The sequence below is a fragment of the Tolumonas lignilytica genome, from assembly GCF_000527035.1.
GTDB classification, from domain to species: Bacteria; Pseudomonadota; Gammaproteobacteria; order Enterobacterales; family Aeromonadaceae; genus Tolumonas; species Tolumonas lignilytica.
In genome coordinates this window covers 2,583,871-2,599,952 of the sequence record NZ_AZUK01000001.1, presented here as the reverse complement: position 1 = coordinate 2,599,952, position 16,082 = coordinate 2,583,871, and the positions used below count along the sequence as shown (strand labels likewise).

The following is a 16,082-nucleotide window of genomic DNA, read 5'->3' as shown; positions in this document are numbered from 1 at the left end:
CTGTTCTGCTCCGGTTTTTTCACCATGAAAGATCAACTGTTTGCCGCCCCGATCGATCAACTGGGCGATTTCTGCTTCGATGAAAAAGTCGTCGAAGTCTTCCCGGATATGATCCAGCGCTCTGTACCGGGTTATTCCAATATCCTGTCAGCCATCGGCATGATGACTGCCCGCTTTGCCCAACCGGGTTCCAATCTGTACGATCTGGGTTGCTCACTGGGTGCCGCCACGCAGATGATGCGTCGCAATGTAACGCCAACCGATTGCCGGATCATCGGTATCGATAATTCAGCCCCCATGGTTGAACGTTGCCGTCAGCATCTCGCGGCCTATAAAAGCCATGTGCCGGTTGAAATTCGGCAGGATGATATTCAAAACGTCGCCATTGAGAATGCCTCGGTCGTCGTGTTGAATTTTACGCTGCAATTTATTGAACCAGCAGAACGCCTGACCTTGCTTCGCCGTATCTATACCGGTTTGCGGCCGGGTGGCATCTTGATCCTCAGTGAAAAATTCCGTTTTGAGGATGCTGAAATCAGTGATCTGCTGGTCGAACTGCACCTCGACTTCAAACGTGCCAACGGTTATAGCGAACTGGAAATCAGCCAGAAGCGAACCATGCTGGAAAACGTGCTACGCGCTGACAGCGTGGAATCGCATAAACAACGCCTGCAGCAAGCCGGTTTTGAGCATATTGATCTCTGGTTTCAATGTTTCAATTTTGGCTCCATCGTTGCCATTAAAGATAAAGGCGCCAGTGCATGATCGATTTTGCCTCCTTCTATCAAGTGATCGCCAAAAGTCGGCTCAGTCATTGGTTGCACACACTGCCTGCCCAACTGAATGCCTGGGAAAACAGCGAACGTCACGGTAACCTGCCGAAATGGCAACGGGTGCTCACAAAGCTGGAACACTACTCCAGCTCGCACATTAATCTGAAAGATCGGGTGGAAATCGGTAAGGCTGGCGAGTTAAGCGACGGTGAAACCAAAAAACTGGAAAACCTGTTGCAGCATTTTCATCCGTGGCGCAAAGGCCCCTTCGATCTATTCGGTATTCATATCGATACCGAATGGCGTTCCGACTGGAAATGGGATCGTGTCCTGCCGCATATCAGCCCGCTCAAAAACCGTTATGTGCTGGATGTGGGCTGTGGCAGCGGTTATCACCTGTGGCGGATGCGTGGTGAAGGCGCCGAGCTGGCTGTCGGGATTGACCCCGCCGCCCTCTTCCTTTGTCAATTTACTGCCGTAAAACAGTTAGGCGGAAATGACCCTCAGGTTCATTTTTTACCTCTGGGCATTCAGGAGCTCCCACCGTTACGAGCATTTGATACCGTCTTTTCGATGGGGGTGTTATATCACCGTCGTTCACCGATTGATCATATTTATCAGTTAAAAGACCAGCTCCGTGATGGCGGAGAACTGGTTCTGGAAACCCTGATTGTCGATGGAGATGAAAATACGGTGTTAGTGCCGGATGATCGTTATGCCCAGATGAATAATGTCTGGTTCCTGCCGTCACCAGCTGCGATGATCAAATGGTTGAATAAATGTGGCTTTCAGGATGTCCGCATGGTCGATGAAGCCGTCACCACCACCGATGAACAACGCAAAACAGAGTGGATGCGGAACGATTCGCTGGCACAATATCTGATGCCAGATGATCCGACCAAGACCATAGAAGGCTATCCGGCACCCAAACGCGCCGTTTTTGTTGCGACCAGAGGCTCAGAAGACTAGTCCCCTGATTGTTATCTGATATAAACTTACATCAATTTTTTGTTAACCAGATCGAACCTATACCATGATTAAGAAAGCATTACCGGGTTTATCCCTGCTCACATTGAGTCTGTTCTCTGGATATGTATTAGCCAACGAGGCCACCGGAGCCAGCTGCGAAGCAGTAGTTCAACAGTTAAAACAACAAGCGGATGCAACCAATCAACTGAATACGCGCCTCAGCATGTTACTTGATCAGCAAGGCCACACAGCCAAACAGCTGAATGAAATCAAGAATCTGCAGCAACAACTCGGCAAGCAACTGACCCCAGTTTCACAGCCTGCGCTATATAAAAAATCAAACAAAAAAGAAAGTGCTGAATCATGTATCCCTGCCGAACCAGGTAAAACCACACCTGACGGTAAGATGATCCTCGGCGAAACGGAATGGATTTATGTTGAAGAAGCCAACGGTAATTTTATGAGCCGTGTGGATACCGGGGCCACGACCTCCTCCATCAGCGCCCACGATGTTACCGTGTTTGAACGTGAAGGCCGTCGTTGGGTTAAATTCATCATGCCAATCGATGGCGGCAAAGAAATCAATGTTGAAGTGCCCTTTGTAAAATACATTCGTATCCGTCAGGCAAATGGTCTGGAAGATCGTCCAATTGTGCGTATGACCATTCGTCTGGGTTCAGTAACAGAGAAAGCTGACTTCAGTTTAACCGACCGTTCCAATATGGATTTCCCGGTACTATTGGGTCGTGAATTCATGAAAGATGTGGCCGTTGTCGACGTTGCCCGTGAAAACGTGCAAGGCAAACCTAAAGTAGCTGATGCGGTTCAAGCCTCAGCAAAACCTAAACAGCTCCAGGTCGTCAAAAACCTGAAAGCAAGCGAAACCGAAACGAAAACCAACAACGCGGCCAACACCGTCAAAGAAGGTGATAAAGTTCTAACGGTCAAAAAAGTACCCGTCAAAGACGAATCAGGAAATGCAGTCTCTGCAACAGACAGCAGTCTGAAGAAAGAGACACCAAAAAATGATTCCGTTTCAGACGTGAAGCCGACCGTTGATTTAAAAAAACCGAGTAAAGAACCTGTAAAAACAGCCCTCCCGGCAGATGCTGAACCCGTTAAAGCCAGCTCAGCAGCTGCAACGACTTCCGATGTCAACAAGGATAAGCAGTAACTATCATGGTCTCACGCCGCCCGTTTTATATTGTTGTCGCGCTGCTCTATATCATAGGGCTCGCTTTAGTGGCATATCGTCATTTGGCTTTCAATGTTCCCTTGTGGCCGGGTGAATACCGCAATGTCTGGTCAGCAGAAGCAAAAGTCGAGTTTGATGCCAATGGCGGCCCAGTCATTGCGTCACTGGCTGTTCCTGACACACAAGAAGGCTTTACGCGTGTCGGCGAAAATACGGCAAGCCCAGGTTATGGTCTCTCTTTTGTCACCAAAGATGGGGTGGCTCGCGCTGAATGGTCTATCAGCAGTGCAACCGGACATCAGGAGCTTTACTACCGTGCGGATATGCTCAGCGACCCTTATGCCAAAGCCTTACCCACAACCATACCGCCGATTGATAAGTCGCTGGAAAAACAGCCGATCGCCTTTGCCATCAATCAAATTCTGACGGCAGCCAAAAGTCGTTCCGCCGATGCTTTTACCCTGACTCGTGAAATCGTCAAAGAGTTTCAGATCCAGGCCCAGAATGCAGCCTTACTGGAACAGAACAAAAAACCGGCTTATCTGCTAGTCGAAATCCTGAATCAGGCTGATATTCCTGCGCGCGTGGTTCGTGCCTTGAATCTGGAAGATGGCCGCCGTCGTCAACGACTGGTTGATTACGTTCAGGTGTTCAACGGTGATAAATATGATTTATTTGACCCGGTCACCGGTGTTCAGGGGCGTCCTGATAACCTGTTGTTGTGGGAATACAACTCCGTACCATTATTGGATGTGACCGGAGCCAGTAAATCTCAGGTTTCGTTCTCGATCATCAAGAAAATGGTTCCGGTCAGTAAGGCACTACAAGCCAAATTTGAACATACCGAACTGCTGAATTTCTCGGTAGATATGTTACCGGTTGAAGAGCAGGCTCTGTTTAAAGGTATCCTGCTGATCCCGATCGGCGTCATGGTGGTGGTCTTCCTGCGGATTATCTGTGGCTTGCGCACCTCAGGTACGTTCATGCCCGTTCTGATCGCGGTGGCATTCCTGCAGACCCAGTTATTAACCGGTCTGCTGGGCTTCCTCAGCATCGTCGGTGTGGGTTTAGTGATCCGCTCCTGGCTATCGAAACTGAACCTGCTGCTGGTCGCCCGTATCTCGGCCATCATCATTACCGTTATCTGTATTATCGGTGGCCTGTCGGTACTGACCTATAAATTGGGCATTACCCAGGGGATGAAAATTACCTTCTTCCCGATGATCATTCTTTCCTGGACTATCGAACGTATGTCGATCCTGTGGGAAGAAGAAGGCCCGAAAGAGGTATTCAAACAAGGTGGTGGCTCATTGCTGGTCGCAATAATGGCCTATCTGGCCATGAACAACGGCCTGATCCAGCATCTGACCTTTAACTTCCTGGGGTTACAGCTGATCATCATGGCAACTGTCTTGCTGATGGGTAACTACACTGGCTATCGTTTGTCTGAGCTGAAACGCTTCAAACCATTAGCCGATGAACTGCATAAGAAGTAATGCCATGTGGTTTTTTGAGAAGTACACCTCACCATTCAAACTGGGCAAGCTCGGCATCATGGGCATGAACCAGCGCAATGTCAGTTATATCGGGCGCTATAATCCGCGCTCGTTATACCCATTGGTCGATAACAAACTGAAAACAAAACGCATTGCCGTCGATGCGGGTGTCACGGTGCCGAAATTGATCGGCACCATACAACATCAGCATGAAGTCACCAAGATTGCTGAAATGGTGAAAGAATGGCCGGGCTTTTGTATCAAGCCAGCCCGTGGCTCAGGGGGAAAAGGTATTCTGGTCATCATGCGCCATGCAGATGGTCTGTATTACAAACCCAACGGCAGTAGCTGTACCACCAATGATCTGGAACGCCATATCACCAATATTCTGGCCGGTTTGTTCTCATTAGGCGGCAAACCTGACTTTGTACTGGTTGAAGACCTGATCATGTTCGACGACGTATTTGATGGTTACTCCTATGAAGGTGTGCCTGATACCCGCGTCATCATTTTCAAAGGCTTTCCTGTAATGGCGATGATGCGTCTATCCACGGCATCGTCGGATGGTAAGGCAAACCTGCACCAAGGCGCTGTCGGGGTAGGTCTTTGTCTGCGTACCGGTAAGGCACTGCGGGCCGTACAATACAATAGTCCGATGCGCTATCATCCGGATACAGGACGCGACCTGTACGAGTTGCAAGTGCCACATTGGGAAAAACTGCTGAATCTGTCTGCTGCCTGCTATGAGATGTCCGGCCTTGGTTATATCGGAACCGACATTGTATTGGATAAAAAGCGCGGGCCATTGCTGCTGGAATTAAATGCACGTCCAGGTCTGTCAATTCAGATTGCCAATGGTGCAGGCTTATTACCCCGGGTACGGAAAATAGAAAAAATGGCCGACACTGATATCAAACGTATGAGTGTGGCTGAGCGCGTGAAATATGCGATGGATAATTTCGGCGTGTTACAACCGTAAAACAAAACGGCCCGAAAGGGCCGTTTTGTTTTATCTATTCATCATGGTTTAAGTTGATAGAGCCGCGGCAAATCAGCAGACACCGGTTGATAGGCTTCCGTGATGTAGCGGTAATAATTGATAAAAGACGGGGTACTGTCTTTATCTTTCCCTCCCATCACCGTTTCCATTCGTGTCAATTTGACGATGATAAACTTCGGTTTATTACGCTTCAGATCGTCAACCATACGCGTGCGCACATCATAGGGCGGCGTGACATTATCAAAGAAAAGATAAGAAGACGCAGGTCGGCGTTCCGTCCAGACATAATATTGCGGAACGACCCCATCCACCCAGATCAGGTCGTTGTAGCTGCTATTCGCCTTAATGTAATTGACCATTTGTGCCGACACATCATCAAACGGACGACCTTTGATCAAGCCTCGCTCCAGCGGCAACACCAGCATGAGAACGCTCAGTACCACCAGTAATGACATGGCCGGTAAATAAAGCTGACGACCACGACTCATCAGCCAGCCGCCAACTACCACCATGGTAACGATGATACTGGCAGCCAAACTCACCGTCAGCTCATGACTCAGTTTAGGGATCGGTGACTCGAAGCGCGACCAGGTAAAAATGATATGCTGGGCCAATATATAACCTACCAGCAGCAACAAGGTCACGATGCCAGCCTGCTGCATCCGCTGATGTCCGATCTGCCCTGCCATTCCCCCACTGCGAGCAACCTGAATCACCATCGGCAGGATCAAAATAGCCGAGGTAAAAAACAGGATCTCATAATGTTCATACGTATGTCCGGAAACCGAATTGGCCACGATCCCCATGATGATTCCTGCTAGCTGTGTTGCTACTAAGGCACCCCATGGCCGCTGCGTTCCACTTTCTGTTCGCTGTTGCCAAACCAGTGCAATCAATACGGGCAGCAGTAACAGTAACCCGGTTCTGGCTAAGCCAAGGAAACCGACCATCAGCGAATGGCCATTACCATAGCTGTTACCAAAGAAAATTCCGAACGAATAGAACCAGAAATCTTTCAGCACGCCGTGCCAAATAAAATAGGCCAATAATGGCAGCACCACGATCATTAATCCGACAATGCCACTGATTGTCAGCTTCACGGCATCCTGCCAGCGTCGTTGCCATAGCCAATAGACAAACAGTGCAAAATAGTAGCCACACCACATGGCGGCATTGTTCATGCGCAGCATGGCAATCAGGCCAAAGGTAAACGCCGGGATCAGCGCATCCTGCCAGCGGAAATGCACCGCCAGCAACATGCGAACAAAGTAATATTGCGCAATCAGCCCGAGACAGAAGGTATAGTCTTCGGTCATGTTGCCGTAGTAATAACGGTAGGCATACAAGCACAACCAAGCCAGCATCCCCGCCAGCCGGCTTAATGGCGCAACGCCCCATAATGCCAACGTCCGGTAGAGTGCATTCAGCCCCCAGATCAGCAAAATGGTTTCCAGTAACCAGATCCCCTGAAAACCGCCCGCAGCATAGCCGATGGCATCCAGCAGGAAAATCACGGGCCCCTTGATATCAATCATGTCTCGATACAGCACACCGCCGTCGGCCCACATTTTTCCCATCGTGGCAAATAACGAGGCATCGTAGGCGGGGGCCATGCCGTACAGTAACGGGTTTTGCAGCACAAACAGTAAGCCCAAGAGTGAAGGCAGCAGCCAGCTCAACCAGTTCCCACAGTTATCTTTCTGTTGCAGCGCCGTTTCTACTGCCAGCAGCGTATCTCGCCCATCAGCCAGATATTGACTGACTTGTTGCCAGCGTTGTGTCAATTTCGTCATCATGATTCCAATTTATGGTTATTCTTCTGATTGTTGACGCGTCAGCCAGACCGACTCAATCCGGTGTGCACGAATATCTGTCACCGTGATCTGCCAGCCCTCGTATTCGATGACTTCATCAATAATGGGTAACCGTTGTAGCCACTCCAGCAACCAACCCGCCAGAGTATGATAATGTTCCGTTGCCGCCGCCGGGAATGCCAGCTCCCGCTGCAGATCACTTAACAACATATCACCACTCACCCGGAAACTACCCGGTGCCAGCATGACATATTCTGATTCTTCTTCACCCGTTTCCGGCAACTTACCGGCGATCTCCTCCATAATATCGCGGATAGAAACCAGCCCTTCAAAATTACCAAACTCATCGACCACAAAGGCCAGATAGTTTTTTGCCTGACGGAATTGTTCCAGAGCATTCAGCACAGAGATCGTTTCCGGTAAACACAGCGCCGGCTGGATCAGCGATTCCACCCGCAGGCTTTTATCTTCCAGCAGTTGCGCCAATACATCACGCTTGCGAATGATACCCAGTGGTGCATCGCGATTATTGTCCCGGGTCGCTACCAGTCTCGAATGTGGTGTCTGCGCCAGCAGTTGTAAAATATCCTGGTAAGGCGCGGTGAGATCCAACATTTCGATATCACGGCGTACCGTCATGACAGCCCGGATCGGTAATGACGACAGTTGTAATACCCGCGATACCATGTCTTTTTCTTCTTCGCTGAACACAGCTTCCGGTTTCTGCGAGATATGCTCCTGATCCTCATTCTGATGCTGAAGCTGTTCTTGTTTCGCCCCCAGCAAACTCATGACCATTTCAGCGGTACGTTCGCGACGGCGCAGCTTGCCTTTAAACAGTTTTTCCTGATTAGCCCGGGCCAGTTGATTAAAGAATTCAATCAGGATCGAGAAACCAATGGCGGCATAGAGATAGCCTTTGGGAACGTGGAAACCCAGACCATCGGCCATCAGACTGAAGCCGATCATCAACAGGAAGCCAAGGCAGAGGATCACTAAGGTCGGATGGCGGTTGATGAACAGTGTCAGCGGTTTGCTGGCCCACATCATGATCAGGATGGCAATTGTCACCGCAACCATCATCACGACCAGATGGTCGGACATGCCTACCGCCGTGATCACGGCGTCCAGCGAGAAGACCGCATCCAACACGACGATTTGTGTTACAACAACCCAAAAACCCAGATACACATTTTTCTGATCATCACTGTGGATGACACCTTCAATCCGGCCATGCAATTCACGGGTCGCCTTAAACAGCAGGAAAAAGCCCCCGGTTAGCAAAATCAAATCCCGGCCCGAAAGCGGTATCGCTAGCAGCGTAAACAGTGGCTGGGTAAAACTCACCATGTGTGATAACCCAGCCAGCAATACGAAGCGCATTAACAGCGCCATGGCCAGACCGTAATAACGGGCTTTATCACGTTGTTCCGGTGGTAATTTTTCAGCCAGAATGGCTATAAATAATAAATTGTCGATACCGAGTACGATTTCCAGTACAACCAGTGTCAATAACCCCAGCCACACGGTGGGGTCAAGCATCCATTCAAACATGTTGCGCCTCCGACCCGATAGAGTACGCATTCCGTTTTACGAATTGATGATCGCAAGTCGATAAAAATTCAATCGATATAGCTGGATGATCTGAATCGATGGGGAAAGAATAAAAAAAACAGAAATTAGCTGAATAGTAGTCCGAGTGACGACTGCTATCGTCCATAGAGGGCCTCATTGGTTAACCAGACGACACTAGCGTATTGATAGAACCGTTCCGGGTCAAGCAAGAGAAAGGGCATCCGCTAGCGGATGCCCTCAAAATCCTACAAATCAAATCATATGACTGAGTAACAGCGTTCCGGCCAGTCCACAAATCGCAATCAGCGTTTCCAGAATCGACCAAGATTTAAACGTTTCAGGGATCGACAGGTTGAAATACTCTTTGAAAATCCAGAAACCCGGATCATTAACGTGCGAGAAAATCACACTGCCCGCTCCGGTAGCAATCACCATTAACTCCGGGCTAACCCCTGTCGTGGCAATGATAGGCGCCACAATACCGGCGGTGGTCATCGCCGCCACCGTGGCTGAACCCAGCGCCAAACGCAGCACAGCCGCGACGCCCCAAGCCAGAATGATGGGCGATACCCCGCTGGCATGCATCATGGCCGCGATATATTTGTCCACGCCACTATCGACCAGTACCTGTTTAAACGCACCACCACCACCGATGACCAGAATAATCATCGCAATCGCACTGATAGACTCAGAGATGGTTCCCATCACCTCTTTCATCTCTTTGCCGCGATGCAGACCAAATGTGAAAATGGCAATCAGCACGGACAACATGGTCGCGATGACCGGGTCACCGAAAAAGCCGGTATAACCCAGAATGGCAGAACTGGCTGGCAGGGTCATCTTGGCAATCGCCTGCACCGCCATCAGAATAACCGGGACCAGTGCGGTAAAAACGCTCACGCCAAAACCCGGCATCTCTTCCTCAGTAAAAACTTTCGGATTATATAAACCGGCTGGAATAGGTTTATCCATTTTCTTCAGCGTCATCGCAAACATCGGGCCTGCAATAATCACGGTAGGAACTGCCAGAATAATTCCGTATAACAGCGTCTTACCCATATCAGCGCCATACACTGCCGCAATCGCTGTCGGACCAGGGTGTGGCGGCAGGAAACCATGCGTCACTGACAGTGCAGCCGCCATCGGCACCCCGATATAAAGCAAAGGAATACGCGCTGATGCCGCAATGGTGAAGACCAGCGGGATCATCAGCACAAAGCCAACCTCATAAAATAGTGCAAATCCGACCACAAATCCGGTAAGCACCACCGCCCACTGAATGCGTTTTACGCCAAACCAGGCGATCAATGTTGTCGCAATGCGTTGCGCACCACCACAATCGGCCATCAGTTTGCCCAGCATGGCACCAAATGCTAATACCAGCGCCAGACTGCCCAGTGTTCCTCCGACCCCGTTTTTAACCGAAGCCATCACTTTGGCAATCGGCATGCCCTCCATCAGCCCTACGGCCAGCGCCACCAGTAGCAGAGCCAAAAATCCATTGAGTTTAAAACGTAACATCAGCAGGAGTAACAAGGCGACTCCGAGCGCAACAATAATTATTGGCATGACTAAACTCCTGTAAAAGCGCGGAAGATACACACTGAAATCGAGCTCAGGATGCATGGCGGCGGCGATATTGGCATAATGTCGGTATCTGCAAACATAGTTGTCTCTCTTTAGGTGACGGTTCAAATGCAATTTGTGGCGCGCTTCACAAATCTCTTTGTTACCGGTAACATGATACCGGTAACATGGTAAGGTACAACCATCTTCCACGGACAAAGATCAATTTTGGGACTGAGGTCAAATTATGGCAGGACACAGCATTATTCTGATGGGTGTATCAGGTTGCGGTAAATCATCCGTTGGCGCAGCGTTAAGCAAAGCCTTGAATGCAAAATTTATTGATGGAGACGATCTTCACCCTCGCGCCAACATCCAGAAAATGGCCGGCGGTTCCCCGTTGAACGATGATGATCGGGCACCTTGGCTAGAGCGCATCAGCGATGCCGCATATAGTCTGTGCCACAAAAACGAAACCGGCATCATCGTTTGTTCGGCATTGAAGCGCCGTTACCGTGATCGTCTGCGTGAAGGCAACCCAACTCTGCATTTTATCTATCTGCACGGTAGTTATGAGCTGATTGCCGCCCGAATGAAAGCACGAGCCGGACATTTCATGCCAACAGGCTTATTGAAAAGCCAGTTTGAAGCGTTAGAAGTCCCGACTGAACAAGAATCTGATGTGTTACATGTCAGTATTGATGGCGATTTAACCACTGTGGTCAACCGCTGTGTGGCCGCATTACAAGGGGAAGAAACATGCACCCAGTGATCACTCAAGTAACTGAACGTATTCGTGAACGCAGCGCTGCATTGCGAGCCGACTATCTGGCTCGAATGCAGGCACAAGCGGCGGCTGGCCGCCCCCGGGGCACGCTGGCTTGCGGCAATCTGGCCCATGTCTTAGCCGCCTGTTCACATGCCCAGAAAAACACACTGATGGACATGACCCGCGTCAACGTCGCAATTGTGACCGCCTACAATGATATGTTGAGTGCCCATCAGCCCTATCAGCACTACCCCGATCAAATTAAAGCGGTGCTTGCCGCAGAAGGTCACAGTGCTCAGGTTGCAGGTGGTGTTCCCGCCATGTGTGATGGCGTTACGCAAGGTCAGCCCGGCATGGATCTGTCGCTGTTTTCGCGCGATGTGATCGCCCAGGCGACGGCTGTTTCACTGAGCCACAATGCTTTCGATGCGACCTTGTTGCTGGGGATCTGCGACAAGATCGCCCCCGGTCAACTTATTGGGGCGCTCGCATTCGGTCATTTACCGACCGCCTTTGTCCCTGCCGGCCCCATGAACACCGGTATCAGTAACGATGAAAAAGTGCGTATCCGACAGAAATATGCGGCTGGCGAACTCGATAAATCCGCTCTGCAGGAAATGGAAAATCAGGCCTATCACAGCCCCGGCACCTGCACCTTTTATGGCACCGCCAATACCAACCAGTTGGTATTTGAAGCGATGGGATTGATGCTGCCGGGTTCAGCTTTTGTGTCTCCTGACTCAGAATTGCGCCACGCCCTGACCGATGAAGTATCAACTCTGTTACCAAGTTTGGTGGCTGGCTCGACCAATTACCGTCCGTTATCGCAGATGGTCGATGAAAAATCACTGGTGAATGGTCTGGTCGCCTTACTGGCTTCTGGCGGCAGTACCAACCATACCATGCATATGGTGGCCGTCGCCCGAGCCGCTGGCCTGATACTGACCTGGGATGATTTCCGCGACCTGTCAGATGTGGTACCACTATTGGCCAAGGTTTATCCGAATGGCCCAGCCGATATTAATGCCTTCCATCAGGCAGGTGGTGTGCCGTTGTTGTTGCGTGGGCTGGCCAATCGCGGTTTGTTGCACATGGATGCCACACCGCTGACCGGCAACATGCAGGATTATCTGCAGCATCCATCGCTGGATAACGGCCGGCTGACCTGGACTCCAGTCACCACAACCCAAGATCCGACTGTATTATCCGATAACGAGAGCGTCTTTAATCAATCGGGTGGTCTCAAAGTGCTGTCAGGTAATCTCGGACGTTGTGTCATCAAAGTGAGCGCCGTCGCCGAACAGTATCACTACATCGATGCCGAAGCGGTGGTTTTTGATTCACAGCATGATGTCGAAAAAGCCTATAAGGCGGGTGAGCTAAACCGGGATGCCATCATTGTCGTGCGCTTCAACGGTCCTGCCGCCAACGGCATGCCTGAATTGCACAAACTGATGCCGATACTGGGCAACCTGCAAAAAGCCGGTCACAAAGTGGCGCTGGTTACCGATGGCCGATTGTCCGGTGCCTCCGGAAAGATCCCGGCCGCCATTCATGTGACCCCGGAAGCCGCCAAGGGCGGCCCGCTGGCACAACTGCAAACCGGTGACCGGATCCGGCTCGATGCCACCAAAGGCACATTGCATGTATTGGACGATATTCGTCAGCGGCCACTGGCACGTAGTAACCTGAAAGCACAGCATTTTGGACTGGGTCGCGAACTGTTTGGTGCCTTCCGCCATATTGTCACCAGTGCCGAACAAGGTGCTTCCATTTTATTTTCTGATAATGATTGATAAGGATTACGACATGAACTGGACTTTGTCTCCTGAAACCGTATTTGCCGCTTCACCGGTTGTACCGGTCATGGTGATCGATAAAGTGGCAGATGCTGTTCCTATGGCTCGCGCACTGGCCGCTGGCGGCATCAGCGTCTTTGAAATCACGCTGCGTACTCCGGCTGCACTGGATGCCATCCGAGCCATTCGTGAAGCGATGCCCAATGCATTGGTCGGTGCCGGCACCATTCTGAACCCGCAACAATATGATCAGGCCGTGGCAGCAGGAGCCCAATTTATCATCTCTCCCGGCTTTACCGATCAATTACTGGCGCATGCTGCCGCCAATGCCGTTCCATTAATTCCGGGGGTCAGCACGCCTTCGGAAATCATGACCGCACTGGCGATGGGTTATACCCATCTGAAATTCTTCCCGGCAGAAGCCAATGGCGGTGCTCCTGCATTAGCCGCTATTTCGGCACCACTGGCACAAGTAAAATTCTGCCCGACTGGCGGTATCAGCCCGAAAAATGTCGCGGCTTATCTGGCACTGAAATGTGTAGCGACCGTAGGTGGTTCTTGGATGATCCCGGCTGATAAGGTCAAAGCCGGTGATTGGGATGGCATTACTCAGCTATCAGCCGAAGCGATAGCGCTGATTAATGGCCTGAAAAAATAGGCTATCAAGTTTGGGTCTAAAGATAGCCGGAAGTGATACGACGCCGAAGTGAAGACAGTTGTAGGCAATAAATAAGCGGACCGTCGGCGGCAAGGATGCCGCCGCCTAAGCGTCCATGGATGGATTTACAGCGCGTCCGTGTTTTATTACCTATAACTGGCGTTAAACAAACACAAAAACTAAATACTCTGCCCAGCCGACAGTTCAAATCCTAGGTCAATCACTGGCTCAGTTAATACCGAACCATTAATCCGGGCTAATAACTGCTCGGCTGCAATCTTGCCGATCGCTTCGCGCGGGGTAATGACACTGGCCAGTTTCGGCACCATCGCCTGACCAATATCATGGCCATGGAAACCAGCAATCCCAATCTGTTCAGGTATTTTTATGCCCTGACGCTGACATTCAAACACTGCACCGACCGCCAAGTCATCGTTGGTACAAATCACGCCATCCATATCCGGATAACGCTGACGCGCTTCCTGCAGCAATTTAGCACCAAGTGAAAATGACGACGCCGTATCAGTCGCCATATTGATCGGCTCCAGGCCATGCGCCTGCATCGCGGCCGCATAACCGTCCATTTTCAGTTTGGTGCGCGCATCCATCCGGGCACCGAAATAGACAATCCGGCGATAGCCTTTCTGTAGCATCAGCTCCGTCATGGCATAACTGGCCGCCGCGTTATCAAACCCAACCGCCTGTTCAATAGCTGGAGAACGGGAATCCATAATTTCAATCACCGGCACGCCCGCCGTCTGGATCATGCGCAACGTGCGTTCCGTATGATGGCTTTCCGAGAGGATCAATCCGTCGACATGATAAGAAAGCAACGAGGCGATACGCTCTTGTTCAACCTCGGCACTATAGCCGTAGTGCGCAAGCATCGTTTGATATCCGGCAGGATCAGTTACCGCTTCCACACCACGGATCACCTCAGCGAAAACCTGGTTCGTCAGTGATGGTAACAAAACACCTATGGCCTTGCTTTTTGCATTGGATAACAGGTCTGGCGCCCGGTTTGGTATATAACCCAGTTCATCCAGCGCGACAGCTATTTTTTCTTGAACTGCAGACGAAACCAGAGCCGGATCTTTTAAATACCGACTGACCGTCATTTTGGTGATCCCAACTCGGTCGGCCACATCCTGTAACGTTGGACGACGGGGTTTGGTGCTCATGTTTTTATTATCCAATTCATTAAATGTTACTTGTAACATAACAAACTCTGCCTTCAGCTACCATTAAATTGCTGAAAATCCTTGGCCTGCCGCCCCGAAATGTTACAAAAAAGTAACAATTTTGATTTATTGTGTTTATATTGTGATCGGCAGCACAGATATGACCTAGGGCCTTATATGCAAAAAATTAATGATTTAATAAAAAACATCTTGGAAAGTGCACAGCATATCGGATTAATGATCATTGCTATTGCAAGTATCTTTGCCATCGGCACCCAAGTGATCACCATGATTTATGACCAGAAGGTCGCACTGGCTGATTTACTGTTGATGTTTATCTATCTTGAAGTCTTGGCGATGGTATCCATGTATCTGGAGTCAGGGAAAATGCCAATCCGCATCCCGCTCTATATCGCCATTGTCGCCCTCGCCCGTTATCTGATCCTGGATATGAAATCGATGGATGCCTGGCAATTGGTAGGCGTTTCCGCCAGTGCCTTCCTGCTCGCCATCACCGTGCTGGTGATCCGTTATGGCCATGTCAAATTCCCTTACGAATCAGATAGCAAAGACAAAGATTCTGAGTTCTAACTGACCACTGATGAGGTAGCCGTTAAGAGACACAAACGGTTATCTCATCCCCGCCAATCAATAAGTTAAACCTATCAAAGTATTCTGTTTTTCCGATTGGATATGCCCATACTTTATGCCTACTATTTAGACATAGCTCAGGGATACCCCTGTATGTCTCGGAAAATCAAATAAAACCAAGGAGCGCATCATGTCACATCAACCTATTGATATCGGTATTTCTGAAAATGACCGCTTGGAAATTGCAGCCGGTCTATCCCGTTTTCTCGCAGACAGCTACACCTTATATTTGAAAACCCATTACTATCACTGGAACGTCACTGGTCCGATGTTCAACACGCTGCATCTGATGTTTGAAACACAATATACCGAGTTGTCACTTGCCGTGGATTTAATCGCAGAGCGCATCCGTGCATTAGGTGTCTATGCACCGGGCACCTATAAAGAGTTTGCAAAACTGACTGTCATCCAGGAAGACGATGGTGTACCGAAGGCGCAAGAGATGATTAAAAATCTGGTCGCCGGTCAGGAAGCCGTCGTGCGCACCGCCCGTTCACTGTTCCCTTTAATTGAAAAAGCAGGTGATGAAGCCTCTGCCGACCTCTTGACCCAGCGCATTCAATTGCACGAGAAAACTGCCTGGATGTTACGCAGTCTGCTTGAGTGATCGTCACTGAGAACACAGGTAATATGATC

Annotated in this window: 14 protein-coding genes; 10 read left to right on the top strand and 4 right to left on the bottom strand. The window is 50.1% G+C overall.

Going from position 1 to position 16,082, the window contains the following annotated elements:
• Positions 1–24 precede the first annotated feature (24 nt).
• The 5 genes from cmoA to H027_RS0112035 all read left to right on the top strand — a co-directional run bounded on the left by cmoA (position 25) and on the right by H027_RS0112035 (position 5,412).
• Positions 25–765: a carboxy-S-adenosyl-L-methionine synthase CmoA gene (gene cmoA / locus H027_RS0112055; protein WP_024872712.1), complete on the top strand. Its 741-nt coding sequence runs from the start codon at positions 25–27 to the stop codon at positions 763–765.
• Positions 762–1,742, top strand: coding sequence for a tRNA 5-methoxyuridine(34)/uridine 5-oxyacetic acid(34) synthase CmoB (cmoB, locus tag H027_RS0112050; protein WP_024872711.1), 981 nt, complete (start codon positions 762–764; stop codon positions 1,740–1,742). Before cmoA ends, cmoB begins: the two co-directional genes overlap by 4 nt.
• 64 nt (positions 1,743–1,806) lie before the next feature.
• The gene (locus H027_RS17815; protein WP_024872710.1) at positions 1,807–2,916 is read left to right on the top strand and encodes an ATP-dependent zinc protease family protein; all 1,110 of its coding nucleotides are present in this window, start codon (positions 1,807–1,809) and stop codon (positions 2,914–2,916) included.
• 5 nt (positions 2,917–2,921) lie between these two features.
• Entirely contained in the window at positions 2,922–4,433 is a 1,512-nt protein-coding gene (locus H027_RS0112040) for an inactive transglutaminase family protein (protein ID WP_024872709.1), read from the top strand.
• 4 nt (positions 4,434–4,437) lie between these two features.
• Entirely contained in the window at positions 4,438–5,412 is a 975-nt protein-coding gene (locus tag H027_RS0112035; RefSeq protein ID WP_024872708.1) for an alpha-L-glutamate ligase-like protein, read from the top strand.
• A 41-nt stretch (positions 5,413–5,453) separates the two neighbouring features.
• On the opposite strand, the gene H027_RS0112030 is transcribed toward H027_RS0112035, so the two are convergent.
• The 3 genes from H027_RS0112030 to gntT form a co-directional block, all read right to left on the bottom strand.
• The gene (locus H027_RS0112030; RefSeq protein WP_024872707.1) at positions 5,454–7,226 is read right to left on the bottom strand and encodes a hypothetical protein; all 1,773 of its coding nucleotides are present in this window, start codon (positions 7,224–7,226) and stop codon (positions 5,454–5,456) included.
• A gap of 18 nt (positions 7,227–7,244) precedes the next feature.
• Positions 7,245–8,801, bottom strand: coding sequence for a TerC family protein (locus H027_RS0112025; protein WP_024872706.1), 1,557 nt, complete (start codon positions 8,799–8,801; stop codon positions 7,245–7,247).
• Positions 8,802–9,074: 273 nt separating this feature from the next.
• Complete coding sequence (gntT, locus tag H027_RS0112020) at positions 9,075–10,391, bottom strand: gluconate transporter (protein ID WP_024872705.1); 1,317 nt, start codon at positions 10,389–10,391, stop codon at positions 9,075–9,077.
• Between the two features lie 244 nt (positions 10,392–10,635).
• Here gntT and H027_RS0112015 point away from each other — a divergent pair, with 244 nt between their 5' ends.
• Genes H027_RS0112015 through H027_RS0112005 form a run of 3 tightly spaced genes read left to right on the top strand, consistent with a single transcriptional unit; the run spans position 10,636 to position 13,614 of the window.
• Positions 10,636–11,160, top strand: coding sequence for a gluconokinase (locus H027_RS0112015; RefSeq protein WP_024872704.1), 525 nt, complete (start codon positions 10,636–10,638; stop codon positions 11,158–11,160).
• Positions 11,148–12,953 carry a phosphogluconate dehydratase gene (edd, locus tag H027_RS0112010; protein WP_024872703.1) on the top strand — a complete coding sequence of 602 codons (1,806 nt, stop codon included), beginning with the start codon at positions 11,148–11,150 and terminating at the stop codon, positions 12,951–12,953. The genes H027_RS0112015 and edd overlap by 13 nt, the downstream gene beginning before the upstream one ends.
• Positions 12,954–12,966: 13 nt before the next feature.
• Positions 12,967–13,614 (top strand): bifunctional 4-hydroxy-2-oxoglutarate aldolase/2-dehydro-3-deoxy-phosphogluconate aldolase, encoded by a 648-nt coding sequence (locus H027_RS0112005; protein WP_024872702.1) that lies wholly within the window; start codon positions 12,967–12,969, stop codon positions 13,612–13,614.
• 179 nt (positions 13,615–13,793) lie between these two features.
• Here H027_RS0112005 and gntR read toward each other — a convergent pair whose 3' ends face one another.
• Positions 13,794–14,834 carry a gluconate operon transcriptional repressor GntR gene (gntR, locus tag H027_RS0112000; protein ID WP_420804636.1) on the bottom strand — a complete coding sequence of 347 codons (1,041 nt, stop codon included), beginning with the start codon at positions 14,832–14,834 and terminating at the stop codon, positions 13,794–13,796.
• Between the two features lie 138 nt (positions 14,835–14,972).
• Between gntR and H027_RS0111995 the strand changes: the two genes are divergently transcribed.
• Both H027_RS0111995 and H027_RS0111990 read left to right on the top strand, forming a co-directional pair.
• Positions 14,973–15,386: a phosphate-starvation-inducible protein PsiE gene (locus tag H027_RS0111995; protein ID WP_024872700.1), complete on the top strand. Its 414-nt coding sequence runs from the start codon at positions 14,973–14,975 to the stop codon at positions 15,384–15,386.
• 190 nt (positions 15,387–15,576) lie between these two features.
• The gene (locus H027_RS0111990; protein ID WP_024872699.1) at positions 15,577–16,053 is read left to right on the top strand and encodes a Dps family protein; all 477 of its coding nucleotides are present in this window, start codon (positions 15,577–15,579) and stop codon (positions 16,051–16,053) included.
• Positions 16,054–16,082: the final 29 nt, after the last annotated feature.